General features: G+C 52.1%; 13 protein-coding genes and 1 pseudogene. 6 read left to right on the plus strand and 8 right to left on the minus strand.

The genetic code is table 11. The features are described from left to right. Positions 1-48: 48 nt before the first annotated feature. Both EFA69_RS04230 and EFA69_RS04235 read right to left on the minus strand, forming a co-directional pair. The gene (locus tag EFA69_RS04230) at positions 49-1557 is read right to left on the minus strand and encodes an NAD(P)H-hydrate dehydratase (RefSeq protein ID WP_123131834.1); all 1509 of its coding nucleotides are present in this window, start codon (positions 1555-1557) and stop codon (positions 49-51) included. A gap of 66 nt (positions 1558-1623) precedes the next feature. Next, positions 1624-2400: a phosphatase PAP2 family protein gene (locus tag EFA69_RS04235; protein ID WP_123131835.1), complete on the minus strand. Its 777-nt coding sequence runs from the start codon at positions 2398-2400 to the stop codon at positions 1624-1626. Between the two features lie 377 nt (positions 2401-2777). On the opposite strand from EFA69_RS04235, the gene EFA69_RS04245 reads away from it, so the two are divergent. Then, positions 2778-4196, plus strand: a complete 1419-nt coding sequence (locus EFA69_RS04245) for a thioredoxin-like domain-containing protein (RefSeq protein WP_123131837.1) — start codon at positions 2778-2780, stop codon at positions 4194-4196. Between the two features lie 287 nt (positions 4197-4483). Continuing rightward, the gene (sdaAA, locus tag EFA69_RS04250; protein WP_123131838.1) at positions 4484-5389 is read left to right on the plus strand and encodes an L-serine ammonia-lyase, iron-sulfur-dependent, subunit alpha; all 906 of its coding nucleotides are present in this window, start codon (positions 4484-4486) and stop codon (positions 5387-5389) included. A gap of 197 nt (positions 5390-5586) precedes the next feature. Here sdaAA and EFA69_RS04255 read toward each other — a convergent pair whose 3' ends face one another. Together EFA69_RS04255 and EFA69_RS04260 are read right to left on the minus strand one after the other, a co-directional pair. Next, the gene (locus EFA69_RS04255) at positions 5587-6120 is read right to left on the minus strand and encodes a hypothetical protein (RefSeq protein ID WP_123131839.1); all 534 of its coding nucleotides are present in this window, start codon (positions 6118-6120) and stop codon (positions 5587-5589) included. Positions 6121-6210: 90 nt separating this feature from the next. After that, complete coding sequence (locus EFA69_RS04260) at positions 6211-7407, minus strand: cation:proton antiporter domain-containing protein (RefSeq protein WP_123131840.1); 1197 nt, start codon at positions 7405-7407, stop codon at positions 6211-6213. A 271-nt stretch (positions 7408-7678) separates the two neighbouring features. Between EFA69_RS04260 and EFA69_RS04265 the strand changes: the two genes are divergently transcribed. Then, complete coding sequence (locus tag EFA69_RS04265) at positions 7679-8419, plus strand: hypothetical protein (RefSeq protein WP_123131841.1); 741 nt, start codon at positions 7679-7681, stop codon at positions 8417-8419. 74 nt (positions 8420-8493) lie between these two features. On the opposite strand, the gene EFA69_RS04270 is transcribed toward EFA69_RS04265, so the two are convergent. Together EFA69_RS04270 and EFA69_RS04275 are read right to left on the minus strand one after the other, a co-directional pair. Beyond that, positions 8494-9246: a glycerophosphodiester phosphodiesterase gene (locus tag EFA69_RS04270; RefSeq protein ID WP_183906691.1), complete on the minus strand. Its 753-nt coding sequence runs from the start codon at positions 9244-9246 to the stop codon at positions 8494-8496. Between the two features lie 224 nt (positions 9247-9470). Beyond that, positions 9471-9935: an Lrp/AsnC ligand binding domain-containing protein gene (locus EFA69_RS04275; protein WP_123131843.1), complete on the minus strand. Its 465-nt coding sequence runs from the start codon at positions 9933-9935 to the stop codon at positions 9471-9473. A 579-nt stretch (positions 9936-10514) separates the two neighbouring features. On the opposite strand from EFA69_RS04275, the gene serA reads away from it, so the two are divergent. The 3 genes from serA to EFA69_RS04290 all read left to right on the plus strand — a co-directional run bounded on the left by serA (position 10515) and on the right by EFA69_RS04290 (position 13952). After that, a complete protein-coding gene (serA, locus tag EFA69_RS04280) occupies positions 10515-12407 on the plus strand; it encodes a phosphoglycerate dehydrogenase (RefSeq protein ID WP_123131844.1) in 1893 nt (630 codons plus the stop codon). Positions 12408-12535: 128 nt separating this feature from the next. Next, positions 12536-13612 (plus strand): aminotransferase class V-fold PLP-dependent enzyme, encoded by a 1077-nt coding sequence (locus tag EFA69_RS04285; protein ID WP_123131845.1) that lies wholly within the window; start codon positions 12536-12538, stop codon positions 13610-13612. A gap of 124 nt (positions 13613-13736) precedes the next feature. Beyond that, positions 13737-13952 (plus strand): hypothetical protein, encoded by a 216-nt coding sequence (locus EFA69_RS04290; protein WP_148041256.1) that lies wholly within the window; start codon positions 13737-13739, stop codon positions 13950-13952. 112 nt (positions 13953-14064) lie between these two features. Here EFA69_RS04290 and EFA69_RS04295 read toward each other — a convergent pair whose 3' ends face one another. Beyond that, positions 14065-15447, minus strand: a complete 1383-nt coding sequence (locus EFA69_RS04295) for a LutB/LldF family L-lactate oxidation iron-sulfur protein (protein WP_123131847.1) — start codon at positions 15445-15447, stop codon at positions 14065-14067. Between the two features lie 255 nt (positions 15448-15702). After that, positions 15703-16782 (minus strand): annotated as a pseudogene (locus EFA69_RS04300) (thioredoxin family protein); the annotation flags it as partial. Positions 16783-16946: the final 164 nt, after the last annotated feature.

Here is a 16946-nt window from a genome sequence, read left to right on the forward strand (position 1 = left end):
CTGTTTTTTCAAAAAGAGCCCCTAAACGCACTTGTACTGCAAAGGGAATTATTCTGACGCTTTTCTGAAAGCCGCTCCCAGATACTTGTAAAGATCAGAGGCGATGAGGGAGATTTGCCCCTCTGCCTGTGCCGCCAGGTTACCGGCTAAACCGTGCAGGTAAACACCCAACTGACAAGCCTCCAAAGCACTATACCCCTGTGCCCGTAGCCCCGTGAGAATGCCAGTCAGTACATCGCCGGTACCGCCGGTGGCCATGCCGGGGTTACCGGTGGTATTGAAGTAAAACTCGCCGGCTGGAGTACCAATACAGGTGTGCGCCCCTTTTAAGACCACGTAGCACTGGTACTGGGCGCAGAACTCCTTCAGGAGTTGCAGGCGGTGGAAATCATCTGTGGCGGGGCCGGTAAGGCGCTCAAATTCTTTGGGGTGCGGCGTGAGAATACTGTGGGGGGGCAGGTGTTGGCGCAGCAATCGGTCGGTGGCCACCAGGTTCAGGGCATCGGCGTCCAGCACCAACGGAGGAGTTACTTGCTGAAATAGCCTTTCCAGCGCCAGCTGTGACGCTTCGGCCTGGCCCAGACCAGGGCCTATGCCTACACACTGGTATTTGGTCAGATCCTCCGGGAAACGGGTGAGGTGGTGCGCGTGGTCATCGGTGAGTACCATGGCCTCTGGCAGGGCGGTCTGCAGAATAGTGTACCCTATGTGGGGCACCTGCACAGTCAATAAACCCAAACCCGCCCGCAAGGCCGCGTGTCCAGACATGGTAATGGCGCCCATTTTCCCGTAGCTTCCGCCTACCAGTAACGCGTGGCCAAAGGTGCCTTTGTGGGAGAACTTCTGCCGGGGGCGCAGCAGGGATTTGATGTGTTGAGGCACTAACAGGTGGTACGGCGAGTCTGTCTGTTCCAGAAACGTTGGATGCAGGCCAATGGGCAGCACGTGCCACTCGCCCGCGTACGCACCTGAAGCCGGGAGCAGAAACGCCATCTTGGGGCGCTCAAACGTAAGGGTGACGGCTGCCTGCACCACCGCACTCTGGGCCGGCGTGGGCGCATCTGCGAACAAGCCCGAGGGAATGTCTATGGAAATAACGGGGGCCGGCTGCCGGTTCAGGAAAGCAACCGCTTGGGCGTAGATACCTTCCAGCGGTCTGGAGAGGCCAGAGCCAAACAAACTGTCTAAGGCAATGCTTCCTTTCGGCAAAGCCGCGGGCAGGTCTTCTTCCGTCTGCACCCGCACTACCGGAATGGCCTGGGGCAACCGCTCCAGGTTCTGCGTGAAATCAGAAGATTTGTTTTGGGAGGCTTCTAGCAGATACACCCACACGTCGTAACCGTCTTGGTGCAGCAGGCGGGCCGCCGCCAGACCGTCGCCACCGTTATTGCCGGGGCCGCAGAAAATATGGAAAGGAATCTGGGCTGTGTATTTCTGCTTCAGCCAGTGCACCAGCGCCCCAGCCGCCCGCTCCATGAGGTCCAGTGAGGTGATAGGCTCGTGGGCAATGGTATAGGCATCGGCGGACCGGGTTTGGCTGGCGCTAAGAATCTTCATGTGCGTTTAGGGGCTGTTTTTCTGAAATTAAGCGTAAACTACCGCTATGCAATCCCTCACCAGGTGTTAGAATTGCAGCGCCATGCCCATGCCCAACTGCCCATTGGGGAGCACGGTAGGCGCAATGCTGGCATTGAGGCCTTTGTTGCGCATGATGCGGTCATGCACAAAGTAGACGGTGTTCACAGAGAGCAGGCCAAGACCCGCGCCAGCCAGCACATCAGACATCCAGTGTTCATTGTTGAGGACCCGCATCACGCCCGTGGCCGAGGCGATGGTGTAGCTGCCCACGCTGATCCATTTGCTTTTGCCCCGGAACTCTTTGTCTACAATGGCGGCAATGGTGAAGGCGTAAGACGTGTGCCCCGAAGGGAATGCCCGGGGTTTGCCGTTGGGGCGCTCTACCCCCGTCAGGATTTTGGTGGGATACGTAAGGGCGGTGGTCACCAACCCAGAAACCAGCAACAGGCCCGTCTGCCTTTTTATGTCATGCTTGTTCTGCGAGGAGAACAGGTTAAACCCATACAAGCCCGCAATGGGCACAAAGAACAGATAATCATCCACCACCGTGCTGAAGTTGGGAAAAGCCCTGCGGGCGTCTCGGCTGGCGTCATAGCTGCTGTAAAAGCCGTTGCCTCTAATGGTGTAAATACCAGCCGCCACCAGTACTGCAGACGGTAGCACCGCCCGTTTGAGGTAGTGTTTGGTCTTGGGCTTCTCCTCCGCGGGAATTACCTGTACGGCCTGGGCAACGGTGGTGTCAACCACTGGGGTTTGGGCAACCACGCCTACAGACAGCGAGAGCCACAGGAAAGACGTGGTCAGAATGGTCTTGATAGTCAAAGTGCGTAGAGGTTTATGTGATAGACAATCATTTAAAGGTGGTACACAAATTGGTGGCTGTGGGCGTTTAGAGGCTCTTTTTGGAAAAACAGGCGCTAAACGCCCACAGGCCGCGGCAGAACCTAAAACTGCCAATTGGGGAATTGTACGCGCAGAAGTTTCCCAAGTTGGCGTGGGAAGTTACAACGTAAAGTAATACGCCAATCTTCCCCTTGGTCATCTGGCCGCAGGTGCCACGGCCGTTTAGGGGCTGTTTTTCCAAAAATAGCCCCTAAACAGCCCGCAGATAAATTCTTTCTCTCAAAAGAAACTGTAACTTTTTACGGCCAAATAAGTTTTTGCAGGGTTATATACCTTTACGTAAGCTTCTAACCGCCATGCTCACCGGCCGCGTCAATGCCCCTGAAATAAACACCCGCCACGGTTGGCTCAACACCGACCGCGGGTACACCCTCAAAGACTTCCGGGGGAAGATTGTGCTGCTCGATTTCTGGACCTTCGGGTGTATCAACTGCCAGCACATTCTGCCAGACCTGAAGCGGCTGGAGCAGGAGTATGCCCAGGAACTGGTGGTCATTGGCGTACACTCCGCCAAATTCACCGCCGAAAAACAGCAGAACGCCATCCGGCAGGCCATCCTCAAGTTCGGGATTGATCACCCGGTGGTCAATGATGCTGATTTTGAGGTCTGGAAACAGTACGCCGTCAATGCCTGGCCCACCGTGGTGCTCATAGACCCAGACGGCAAAGTGATTGGGCAGAAACCCGGCGAAGGCATCTATGATATCATCAAGCCGCACCTGGATGAACTGATCCAGACCTTCGGGGATAAACTGAACCGAGGTTCTTTCCCGTTCAAGCGGGAGCTGCCCGCCAGCGCCACCACGCTCAGTTTTCCCTCCAAACTGATCTCGGCCCCAGACGGGCACCTTTTCCTCTCTGACAGCGGCCACAACCGAATTTTAAAGATAGACACCACCGGCCAGGTGCTGGACGTGATAGGCAGCGGGCAGCAAGGCTTCACAGACGGTCCCGCAACGGAGGCAACTTTCCATGAGCCGCACGGGCTGGCGCTGCACGGTTCCGCTCTGTACGTAGCCGATGCCAAGAACAACGCCCTCCGGAAGGTGGATCTGGATACCAAGCAGGTAAGCACCGTGGCCGGAACCGGAGAGCTGAGCTACTATTTCTTCCATGAGGAGATAGGCGTGCCGGTGAACCCCAACAGCCCCTGGGACCTGGCCCTGGACGGAAACCAGCTCTACATTGCCAGCGCCGGAAACCACCAGATCCTGCGCATGGATTTGCAGACCCAGCGCGTGTACCGCTTTGCCGGCACCGGCCGCGAAGCCCTCGCCGACGGCTCCCTCGCTGAAGCCGCCTTTAACCAGCCCAGCGGCCTTGCCCTGGTAGACCGCACGCTGTACGTGGCAGACCCCGAAGCCAGTGCCATCAGGGCCGTTGACTTAGACAAAGCCTCTGTCACTACTCTCATTGGGCAGGGCCTCTTTGAGTTCGGTGATGAAGACGGTGATTTTGAGGAAGCATATCTGCAACACTGCATGGGCATCGCCGCCCACGGCGGAAACCTCTATATAGCCGACACCTACAACGGCAAGATAAAGGTCATGGACCTGGCCAGGGAACGGGTTAAGACGCTTGTGGCCGGGCTGGAAGAACCCAACGGACTGCTGTTCCACCAGGGGCTCCTCTGGCTTACCAACACCAACGCCCATGAACTCTGGAAAGTAAACCTGGAGACCGGCGAACGGGAGATTGTGCCGGTGCGTCTGTAGAACGTTTCCCTGGCACTGCCACTGCGTTCTTTAAGGTAAACGTAATTTCCTCTATAGCAATCACAAGGTGTACAGGTGCGTTTAGGGGCTGTTTTTCCTGAATTGAGGTCAAAAAAGGCATGAGAACTAATGTTAGCTTTTTTCGCTTCTCTATAGGAGGAAGATACCACTAATGATGTTTCTTTCCTGTATTTTTAAAGGCTATAGAATTAGCTTTGGCACGTAATAGAATGAGTACAGCGTTGCAGAAGAAGTGCGCGTTTTGTAGACCTAGAGGAAGATAAGAGATGGCTTTATTATTCAATGATTTCGCAAGCTGGGAGCGGCATTGCAGGGCCACGGGTGAATCGTTGTACCAGGCGGTACTGCAATATGAGATAGAACAGAAAGGCCGCACGGAGGAAGAAATCTGGAACGGTCTGCAACGGGCCTATGAGGTCATGCGCGATGCCGTGAAAACTGGCCTCACCCAAGACATGACCTCGCGCTCTGGCATGGTGAACAACGGGGCCAAGAAAGTAGCGGCGGCGCCGGTAACGGTGTTGTCGGCGGAGTTTCAGCAGTTGGTGAGTCGTGCGTTGGGGGCCAAAGAGGTGAATTCCTGCATGGGCCGCGTAGTGGCTGCACCTACCGCGGGAGCTTCCGGTATCTTGCCCGGCATCCTGACCACTATCCAGGACCTGCACCACTTAGATGACCGTAAAATCCATGAGGGTTTGCTGGTGGCCGCCGGTATTGCGCTCATCATTGAGACCAACGCATCTTTGGCGGGGGCCGTGGGCGGTTGCCAGGCCGAAACCGGCAGTGCCGCCGCCATGGGAGCCGGCGCTATTGTCTATTGCCTGGGCGGAACCGTGGAGCAGACTTTTGCGGCGGTGGCCATTACCATCCAGTGCATGCTGGGCCTCATCTGTGATCCCGTGGCCGGTCTGGTGGAAGTGCCGTGTATTGTGCGCAATGCCAGTGCGGCGGCCATCGCGTTTTCCAGCGCCCAGATTGCCATTGCCGGGGTTAACCCTGTGATTCCGGTAGACCAATGCGTGATGGCGCTGGGCGAGGTGGGCCAGAGCATGGAAACCAAGTACAAAGAAACCGCTCTGGGCGGATTGGCCAACACTCCCAAAGGGCGCGAGATAGAAAACCTGGTGCTGGTGCAGGACGTGGAGATTCTACCAGACGAGGACCCACAGTAGCTAAGGGCTGAAATCAAAGAAAGCCGTTTAGAGCCTGTTTTTCGAAAAACGGCCTCTAAACGGCTTTTTGTCTGTGGGGCTATTTCTCCTTGGCACCAACCTCCAATTTTCTGCGTGCGTGCGTGGCGCCTAGGGACTTCCTGAAAGATTATAAGAAGATCAGGCACATGGCCCGGAGAAGACTTTTATTTCTGGTTCTACTTCTTCACCGTCACAATATTCAGGAACTGCTCGTTTTCATCCCACCCTAACCGGATGGGGTGGGTGCTGTCCAGTTTGATGACTTCTACCTTGGCTATATAATTGACATCGGCTAAAAAACGTTTTTCGTTGACGAGGTTCTTGTTCACCAGCACGCGCAACTTCCGTTGTTGGGCCGGCACCTTGAACCGGTCCAGTACATCATTCAGCTTCAGGAGAGGCCGCTTGTGCGTTAGTTCAATCACTGCTACCCCATTCTTGGCTTTGGGCCCCATGCCAGCCAGCATGGTAGAATCTTTATACACCTGTAGCACCTTAATTTCTTTCGTGTCTACCAGCAAAGAAGCATAGTCGGTTTCCTGGTTGCCCAGCAGCAGGAGCGGCTCCTGAGAGGGAATAGTGCCTAAGACATATCTGGTGATGGGTCTCCGGTCATCCAACACGGGTAGATAATCACTGGGTGCATATTGGCACCAGCCACTGGCAGCGTAGAAGATGCCCAGTCCCGTAATCAAGAGCACTTTTTTCATAAGAATAAAGTTATGCAATATTGAATGTATCTGATAACGGGTTTAACTGTTTTATAGTCTTAGAGTTATTAATATCCTGTAGTTGCGGCATCAGTAGTTGGGGATGTCTTTTACGTCATTGCGGGTGAGCAGCAGGCCCAGCATCATGAGCAGGCTGGAGAGCAGCACCACAAAGAAGAGCACACTTTCATTCATGCCCACAATGTCATACCGCGCCGGAATGCTGTAAAAGAGCAGAATGGTAATGAGGCCGCGCGGGGCAATGAACAGCTCCGGAATAAGAGGGACGCGCGCCACGTACTGCAGGTACAGGTAACGCACCAGCAGAATAATGCTGAAGATGGTGAAGCCCAACACCCAGACATCCAGCTGGTAAAGCTCCTGCAGGTTAATAGAAAACCCGAACAGCAGGAAGAAGAACGTCCTGATCACGAAGGCACTTTCGCCGTTAATCTGCTTCAGCTGCACAATCTCAGACTGTAAAGAGGTTAAGCTGATGAACTTGCCCAGCCGGTCTTTGATAAACAGCGCCGCATTGTTGAGCATGAGCCCGAAACAGAGCACCATGAGCAGCGAAGACAGGTGCAGTTTCTTGCCCACCGCGTACAGCAGAATGAGAATGGCAATAATGAGGAAGAACTTGATGTGGCTCCTGATCTTGTCCACGAAGAACAGCAGAATAAGGCAGCAGACAATGGAGATGAGGAAAATGCTGACCAGATCAACCGCCAGCGTCACAAAGGAGCCAATGCCCACCGTCTCATTCTGCACCGCAAAGTTGAAAGCGATAATGCCAATAATATCTGAGAAGGTAGCCTCGTAGACAATAAACTCCTTCTTCTCCGGCGTGAGGTTAGACACACTGGGAATGGCAATGGCGCTACTGATTACGGCCAACGGAATGGCGTTCACAAGGGCCACATTGTACGGCACATGTAGCCAGAAATTCACGAACCAGCCAATAAGACCGGCGGTAATGAGCAGCGTTAGCGTGGCCGTGAGCAAAGTCTTCCTGATAAGGGGCAGCTTTTCGCGTTTCAGTTCCAGGTCCAGCGTACCCTCCAGTACAATCAGGATCAACCCAATAATCCCGAACAGTTCCAGAATATTGCGCAGGCCGGGCAAGGTTACGTTGAAGTACTTGGCTAGTAGTTGCAGCAGGATTCCGGTGGTAAGCAGCAAGATCACTGAGGGAATCTTTGACCGTTTGGCCACTACATCAAACAGGTATGAAAGGATGATGAGGCTGCTGAGGATAATGAGAAAGGTATAGGCATCTAAGATCATGGGTCAGAAATAAAGACAGGAATTGATACGGGAACAAGTCCCGCAAGACTAAAAAAGCGGGTATCGCCCCTTCTGTTTTAAACAAAAGAACAAGACCAACTAGGGGTACATCTGGTTTCTGCGGTCTTACTCCATATCTAATATAGGATAAGTTCAGAAACCAGCCAAAGGTTTTGCCGGAGGTACCCAAAAGTTACGGCAACCGCTTTGGCTGTTCCTGCCCGATAGTACGTCTAAATCTACAGTCCTGCGCTGCTTATTTCTATTGTCTATGTTCCGTTTTCAGACATTCTTTTCCTGCGCCGCCGCCTTGCTAGTAGGAGTAACGGCTTGTTCTGTGCCAGATATGAACGTGAGCGAAGGCCTGCGCCAGGAGACTACGGCTATGCCCGTGGTTGGCCGCTCGGCCTTCAGGCTCTCTCTGGGCAGTGAGAAAGGCTTCGGGTTTGGGGCCTACCGGCTGCATGACATCAAAAGAGGCTGGACCCGCCGCACAGGCACTAGCCCAGAGAGCCTCCTGCAGGTGTCTGAGGCGTACCAGAAGTACAGCTTCGGGCTTACAGACACGGTGCGGCAGAAAACAGTGTTGGTGCAGGCTGCCGCCATGCTGAATTCCGTTGCCGCTGAGGCGGGCGGCTGGTCTGTGAATCTTGACAAGCAGCGTGAATTCCTGAAAGTGGCGTTCCAGACCCCTGAAAGCGGAACCTGGGAATTGTCGTTGGCAGATCCCGGAAACTATACGGAACGGGTGAACTTCAGGGGGGAACTGAGCAACGGAACACACGAGATAGAGGTGCAGCCGCTGTATAAATGGGAGGGAAAGGCGCTGCCGTCTGGCACGGCGCTAGGGTATGAGTTCTCCCAAAACGGCTATGTGCTGGCTTCTGTGCAAACCGTCAACAACGGCAAAGTCTGGCTGAAAAATACCCTTAGCCCAGATTTGCAGTTGGTCTTGGCCAGTGCCTGCGGTTCTTTGCTGCTTTACAACCAACTAGCGGCGGAAGGTCAATAAACGCTTGCGGAATGGAGGTGGGTTAATGAATTGCGTTTAGGGGCTCTTTTTCCCAAAAGAGCCCCTAAACGCAATTACTCCGCTCTGGTAACTAGCTCAGGGTGGTTGGTCATGACGCCGTCTGCCCCTAATTCAAAGAGTTTTTTGATGTTCTTGGGCGAGTCTTCGGTCCAGATAAAGGTTTTGAAACCTTGGTTGTGCAATGACTTGATCAGCGCCTTAGAGGCGAAGTACCGATGGATGTTGATAGCGGTGGCCTCTGAGTAGCGCTCAAAATTCCCGAACTTAAGCTCATGGTCAATGTAAATGGGCAGCAACGGTATTTTGCCCACCATGAGCTTGTGCGTGGAAATCACGAAGTCTGTCTGCCAGATACGCTCCAGAATGGGGTCATGGAAAGACTGAAGCACGCACCATTCCTCGGCGCGGTGTTCCCTGATGAGCCGGAGCGTGTTCTCCTCCAGACCCTGGTAATAATTGTCTTCGCCTTTCTTTAGCTCAATGAGGAGTTTCTTTTTGCCTTTCACGGCGCGCAGCACCTGCGCTAAGGTAGGAATGCGCTCGCCGGCAAAGGAAGAATCATGTTTTGCGCCTGCGTCCAGCTTTTTCAGTTCGGCCAGCGTAAGATCGGCCACGCGGCCGGTGCCGTTGGTGGTGCGGTCCACGGTGGGGTCATGGATGACCACTACCTGTCCGTCTTTACTCTGGTGAACGTCTACCTCTATGTAATCGGCGGTGGTTTCCAGGGCTTTTTTTACGGCAGCCAACGTGTTTTCTGGAGCTAACCCAGAGGCGCCGCGGTGGGCCACCAGACTTACCTTGCGCAACTGTTTTTTGAGGACAATTGCCTGCTCAGAGGAGCCGGAACTGCCGCACGCGGAAACAAAGAAAAATAAGAGGCTAAGCAGAAGTGCCTGCCTTGCCCACTTCAGAACCCAATTGAGATCAGATCTTTTGCGCATAAATCTGCTGGCCTTTCAAGAGACTTCAGCATTGAAAGATACTACAGTTTTCTGTTCTGCCCAATAAGTCATGCCAGCGGTTGCGGTTCTCACAGAATATCTACCTGGCGGGTAATGCTTTCTTCCAGTGAAATGAACGTTTCTGTGCGTTCCACACCTTCAATAGGCTGAATTTTCTCGTTCAGGACTTCGCGCAGGTGCAGGGTGTCGCGGCAGATGATCTTGGCAAACATGCTCCACTGGCCGGTGGTGTAGTGCATCTCCACAATCTCTGGTACCTGCCGCATCTGGGCCACGGCTGTCTGGTAGGCGGAGCCTTTCTCCAGGTAAATGCCAATGAAGGCGCAGATGTCATATCCTACGGCGTTGGGGTTAATGAACAGGTGCGATCCTTTGATCACGCCCAGATCCTCCAACTTTTTCATGCGCACGTGTACGGTGCCCCCAGAAACTTGTAACTCCTTCGCAATGTCTGTGTAGGCTCTGGTGGCATCTACCATAAGCATGGAAAGAATTCTTCTGTCAAGATTATCAATTTCTGAAACTTGGGCCATTTTATAGGTCGGTTTTTGTCAATTCTACAACGAAAATTATCTCTTTTTAGAGATGTGCTAAGTTACGAAAAAATATATTATTAAATTATTATTTTATATGTAGATTTAATGGCTTAATGATAAGTATTATATAAAAATATTAACATATTTGTAAACGATTTCAATGCCAACCGATTTCATAGCGGCACAGGAGCTAATTTACTGGCCGTAACGCTCAGTTGCAACAGCTTCTGGCCCAGGCTGCGTGAAAGCGCCTTCGCCCATTGGTATGGCTTGCAGGTTCTGCTAAAGTTGTTTTACATAGATTTCAGAAGTAAGATAGTGCATTTTTTACGGGTGAGTATTCCATTAAGTTCGTACGGCTGCCTCTTGGGCAGGGAAGAAGTAGTCTGCACGTGTCTTGCCCCACTTTTTAGTCCAAGCCGTTTAGGGGCGCTTTTTTCAAAAATAGCCCCTAAACGTTTTTCATTTAAACATATCCTCCCCAATATTGGGACGCCGTTCCTGGTGGGGCGGTTCAACGGAAATTCAGAAGCCTGGCAGAGGCAGTTTGCCAGGCATAGTTAAACCCTTCTTCCAATGAGTACGCACAAGCATTTCATCATTGACTTTGACAGTACCTTTACCAAGGTAGAAGCCTTGGACGAACTTTGCGCCATTTGCATTCCAGACCCGGCCCGCCGGCAGAAAGTGCTCGCAGAGATTCAGCGCATCACAGATCTTGGCATGGAGGGCGAAATTCCGTTGGTAGATTCCCTTGACCAGCGACTGGCCCTGCTGCACGCCAACCGTGACCACATTACTACGCTCATAGAGCACCTGCGCGGACAGATTTCAGAGTCTTTTAAGCATAACAAAGCTTTCTTTGAGGCTTTCAAAGACGACATCTACATTATCTCCAATGGCTTTAAGGAGTTCATTGTGCCCATTGTGCGGGAGTTGGGCGTAAAGCCGGAGAATGTCTTCGCCAATAGCTTTGTGTATGATGAAGCCGGTAATATCATTGGATTTGACCGCGCCAATGTGCTCACCCAGAATCAGGGCAAAGCCAAACAGATCAAATCTCTGAATCTGCCCGGCGAGGTCTACGTCATTGGTGACGGCTACACCGACTATGAAATCAAAGAAGCCGGCATCGCCGATAAGTTCTATGCCTTTACTGAGAATGTTAGCCGCGACAGCGTAGTGGGCAAGGCAGACCACGTAACGCCTAGCTTAGATGAATTCCTGTACGTGAACAAACTGCCCAGCGCACTGTCTTATCCTAAGAACCGAATCAAGGTACTGGTGCTGGAGGGAATCCATGAGCAGGCCATCAATCTGTTTAAGCAGGAAGGGTATCAGGTAGAGGTAGTGGCCGGTGCCCTGGAAGAGGAGGAACTGTGTGAGCGCCTGCATGACGTGTCTATTCTCTGCATCAGGTCTAAGACTCAGGTAACGGCAAAGGCGCTGGAGCATGCGCCCCGGCTTATGGCGGTGGGCGCCTTCTGTATTGGCACCAATCAGATAGACCTGCAGACCTGTACTGAGCGCGGTATCATTGTGTTCAACGCCCCTTACAGCAATACCCGCAGCGTGGTGGAAATGGCCATTGGCGAAATCATCATGCTTTCGCGCGGATTGGTGGAGAAAAGCAACCGCCTGCACCAAGGCGAGTGGGACAAGTCAGCGAAGGGTTCCAATGAAATCCGAGGCAAAAAACTGGGGATCATTGGCTACGGCAACATCGGGTCGCAGCTCTCTGTCCTGGCCGAGGGATTAGGCATGGAGGTATACTTCTATGATGTGGTAGACAAACTGGCTCTGGGAAATGCCAAAGTCTGCCATTCTTTGAATGAATTGCTGGCTCTTGCAGATATTGTGACGCTTCACGTAGACGGCCGCGCGGATAACAAGAACTTGATTGGTGCGCAGGAATTTGAGCTGATGAAGCCTGGGGTGGTATTCCTGAATCTCTCCCGAGGTCATATTGTAGACATTGAGGCGCTGGCCCAGAACATTAAGAGCGGCAAAATAAGAGGGTGCGCGGTAGATGTGTTCCCGTATGAGCCCAAAAACAACCAGGAGCAGTTTGAATCAGCGCTGCGCGGGTTGCCTAATACTTTGTTGAGTCCGCACGTGGGGGGTAGCACCGAGGAGGCGCAGGAAAACATTGCCCAGTACGTGCCGTCCAAGATGATAGACTATATCAACACCGGGGGCTCTTACAACAGCGTGAATTTCCCTAACCTGCAGCTGCCGGCTTTGCGCAATGCACACCGCCTTATCCACATTCACCGCAACGTGCCGGGCATTCTGGCTAAAATCAATAATGCTTTAGCGGAGAACCAGATCAACATTCTGGGGCAGTACCTGAAGACCAACGAGCACATTGGGTACGTGATCACAGACGTAGACACCAAATATGACCGCTCTGTGATCAAACACCTGAAGCAGATCCCGGATACCATCAAATCCCGGACATTGTACTAGTATCATGTAGCACGTATCAAGTACTATCATGCTGAGAACCTGTTTTGGGCCCGTTTTTATGAAAATAGGCTTAAAACAGGTTCTTTTCTTCACTTCATCCCTAACTCAATCATCTACTCATTATAAAAATGGCTCCTGTTTACTTTACTCCCGGCCCGGCACAACTTTACCCCACCGTAGCGGGGCATTTACAGAATGCGTTAGACAAACAAGTATTTTCCCAGTCGCACCGGAGTCAGGCCTTCAAAGATCTGTACCGGCGCGCCGATGAGGGGCTGCGGGCGTTGTTCGGCTTGCCGCAAGACTATGCCATTTACTTCACGGGTTCTGCCACCGAGATCTGGGAGCGAAGCCTGCAAAGCCTGACGGCGCAGCACACGTACCACTTGGTGAACGGTTCTTTCTCCAAAAAATACCTGGACCACGCCAAATGGCTGGGCCGGGACGCTCAGGCACTCCAGGTTCCCTTCGGGCAGGGGTTTAGTCTGGATACCGTTAAAGTGCCGGCAGAGGTTGAACTACTGGCCATTACCCAGAATGAAACCAGTTCCGGGGTATGCATGCCCGTCGCCGATATCCATGCTCTGCGGGAAAAATATGTAGCACCGCTCATCTCTGTAGACATGGTGTCTGGGGCGCCGTATGCGGCCCTTGATTTCTCGCAAGTAGACATGGCGTTCTTCTCGGTGCAGAAAGGCTTTGGTTTGCCCGCCGGCCTGGGGGTGTGGCTGGTGAATGAGCGCTGCCGTGCAAAAGCCGCTACTTTGGAGGGTAAGCAGTATACCGGCGGGCATTACAGCATTGCCTCTTTGCAAGACCAGTACCAGCAGTTCCAGACGCCGTGCACCCCCAATGTGCTGGATATTTACCTGCTCACGCACGTGGTGGAAGATATGCTGCAGAAAGGGGTTGCCCAAATACGGAAAGAGACAGAGACCAAGGCGGCTAAGGTGTATTCTTTTCTGGAAGAAAGCGCACTGTTTGCGCCGTTTGTACAGGAAAAAGCCCACCGTTCCCCTACGGTTATAGTAGCTGATGTGCTGGAAAAACCAGCGGTGGAGGTGATTTCAATGCTAAAAGCGAAGGGCTTGGTAGTGGGCTCTGGTTACGGGGCATTCAAAGAAAAACAAATCAGGATCGCCAATTTTCCGGCGGTTTCTGAGCAGCAGATAGATGTTTTGGTGGAGGCTTTAAGGCTTTTATAAGGCCATTTAAAGCTATAATTACATGGTTTTGTAAGTTTGGTCAAAAATAAGTTTGAATAATTAAACTTTTGCTCGTATAATTGTGTACTTGTAGTATATTATATAACTTATTTAATTTGCCTCCATGAAAAAATATCTACTTACCTTAGTGCTTGTTGCATTTGCCATCTCATTCTCCCCGTTTGCAACTGCCGCCGAGACAGCCCTTGTGAAGGAAGAACTTCCTTTCTTCAAGAAAAAGAAAAAAGGTGTTAGCTCCCGCTATAAGCATATTAAGCGGAATAAGAAGAGCTATGCTAAAAGACATAAGAGCAACAACAAGAAGAAGTCATTCTTCTAGGATTTGCTAGAAGTAACCGTTGCCCTTATTAAACCAAACCAAGACAAACAAACTTAAGCTTTGCCTTCCAGGCAAACAAAAAGGCCTTCTGCATGCAGAAGGCCTTTTTGTTTTATCCATTCTTCCGTTGTTTTCTCCACATTTCATTGAAAGACTGCGGGGCGGCTTGCAAAGGCTCACGGCGTACGCTCCAGGTTTCCTTCTGCACATAGCGGAGCACAAAGTTTTTGACAGAGGCCGGTGCCAGGTTCAGCAACTTCCGGTTCTGCATGCCTTTGTTCCAGAATTTGAAGGCCATTTTCTCGTTCTTGTCTACTATGCCTGACTCTACGCTTTGTTTGCGGTTGAGCAAAAGCAGGTTGTGCAGATTAATCTTAACTGGGCAAACGCTGGTGCAGGCGCCGCACAGCGAGCTGGCGTAGCTCAGGTGTTTGTTTTCCTCAAAGCCAGCCAGGTGGGGCGTAATCACAGAGCCAATGGGGCCGCTGTAAGTAGTCTCATAGGTGTGGCCGCCAATATTTTTATACACCGGGCACACGTTGAGGCAGGCGCCGCATCTAATGCAGTTCAAGGCTTCGCGCTGCTCTGGTTGGGCCAGCAGGTTGGTGCGGCCATTGTCCAGTAGCACCACGTACATTTCCTCGGGGCCGTCTTTCTCGGTGGGCTGGCGTGGTCCGGTTAAGATGGTGTTGTAGATGGTCACGTTCTGGCCGGTACCGCTGGTGCTGAGCAAAGGCCAGAACAGGTCCAGGTCCAGCATAGACGGAATCAGTTTCTCAATGCCCACAATGGCGATGTGCGTCTTAGGGAAGGTGGTAGACAGCCGGGCGTTGCCTTCGTTCTCAGTGACGGCTATTCCGCCAATATCGGCGACCAGGAAGTTGGCGCCGCTGATGCCTACCTCGGCCTGGGTGTACTTTTCTCTGAGCAGTTTGCGGGCGGTAAGGACCAGTTGTTGGGCGTCATCGGTGAGCGGAATGCCCAGTTTCTGGTGGAACAGCTCTGAAATGTCTTTCTTAGACATGTGCATGGCCGGAGTGACAATATGGTAAGGGCGCTGACCGGCTAGCTGCACAATGTATTCGCCCAGATCGGTTTCTACCGTCTCAATTCCGTTTTTCTCCAGGAAATCATTCAGATGGATTTCCTCGGTGCTCATAGACTTGGACTTCACCACTGATTTGGCCCGCTTGCGCTTCATGATGGCCCCAATCTCCCGCAGGGCTTCCTCGGCGTTCTGCGCCCAGATAACTTTGCCGCCGCGCTTGGTGAAGTTGTTCTCAAACTCCACCAGATACTTGTCCAGGTTGTTGATGACCTGCGTCTTGAGGAAAGAGGCGCGTTCCCGGGCTAGTTCATGGTGCTCGTAGGCCGCCATGCCATTCTGTACCGCCGCATTGTATTTGCCAATGTTGAACCTGATTTTCTTGCGGTGCTCCAGGTCAAAGGCTTTATTTTCTGCGTCCAGCAGAAACTGTTTCAGTTTAGTGCTCAAGTGTGTTCTCCTGTATAGGTGAGAAAGCTCTATTTGATCAATCTACAGATAAATAGAGTTTCCGCAAAATTAACGAACCTTTGGTGCAAATAGGCATGGTGCATGCAAACGCAGGCCAAGATTAAAGCTTGGCCTGCACGCTTTTCCTCTTTGAACAGGCTCTTTTATGCACTTCTAACGGAAAACAGGCCGGCACTGTGCGTTTAGAGGGTCTTTTTCTGAAAACAGGGCCAAAACAGCTTTGCGTAAAAGTGGTTATTTCTGGGCTTCCAGCCTAGTGAGAAGGTTTTTGGCCTCGCTAGAGTCTTTGTTCTGCTGTGCCGCCACGGTAACGGCTTCTTTGGCTGTTTGCAGGGCTAGGGCCTTGTTGCCGGTCTTTTGCAGGAGTTGCGCATACAGATATAGGTTCCCGTAGTTTCTATGTAAGGTAATCACCTGCTGTATGATCTGCGTGCCAAGGGTGAGGGCTTCTTTGTCCTCGGCAAAGGCATTCAGGTACGCGGCGCTTTCATACAAGGTGCGCCAGTCATTCCCCGCCAGGGCTTGGCTGTACTGTAAAGTCGCTTTTGCGTAAGGAAGCCAGTCTTGGCGCCCGGCATAAAAGTAAATAGTAGCCAGCGCCGATAGTCTGCTGGTGTCTTTGAAATGGGCCGCAATGGCTTGCTTTACCTCCTTTAGGAGAAGTACGTCATTTTCTGCCCCGGCGCGTTGGGCGGTGTTCGTGATGATCCGATTCGCTTTATGTGCCACTTCTTCTTCCTTGAACAAAGGGGAGAACTGGCGCTGGTGCTGAAGAAAATACTTGGTGGATGGGGAGTGGAAACCCAGGTATTTGGAGAAGAGGTAGCGTACGTTTTCTTCAGAGGTTAACTGTTGCGGGGTTTGGGTGGCCAGGTACTCAGAGACTACGGTTTCCTCTGGACTATTGGCTTGGCGAACCTGACCTAAGGCATTGCTGTAGTGGAAGAGCAAGGAAGGAGATCGGTCGCCGTTATCATATTTCCTTTTGAGCGAAAACAGCGCCTTGTTAGGATTGAAGGCGTTCTTGCCGTCTAAGATAAACTCTTCGGCGGATTTGCCGCCGCCGCTTTGGTGCAGCGGTTTTGCGTCTTTGTCAAAGTATAGATAGGTAGGGAAACCGGTAATGGCGTACTTCTTCGCCAGGGCCTCGCCTTCGGCATCATCTTCTATGTTGATCTTGTAGTTTACAAACGTAGCGTTGTAGAAGCGGGCCACTTCCTCCGTAGGAAAAACATCTTTTTCCATTTTCTTGCAAAACTGGCAACCTGGCGCTGACACATAGAGGAAAACGGCTTTCCGCTCTTGCTTGGCCTTGGCAAGTACCTTCTCCTATGAGGAGGAAGCAAGAAAGGCAATGCCTGCCTTCTGCTGCGCTTTCACCTGAAACAGACCACAGATGAGCAGAAGAAATACTATGCTAATTCCTGAATAGATTCTTTTATAAAATTTAAACATGCTTTAAGCTATAGATTGCCACT

This window comes from Rufibacter immobilis (assembly GCF_003721565.1).
In the GTDB taxonomy this organism is placed as follows: Bacteria; Bacteroidota; Bacteroidia; order Cytophagales; family Hymenobacteraceae; genus Nibribacter; species Nibribacter immobilis.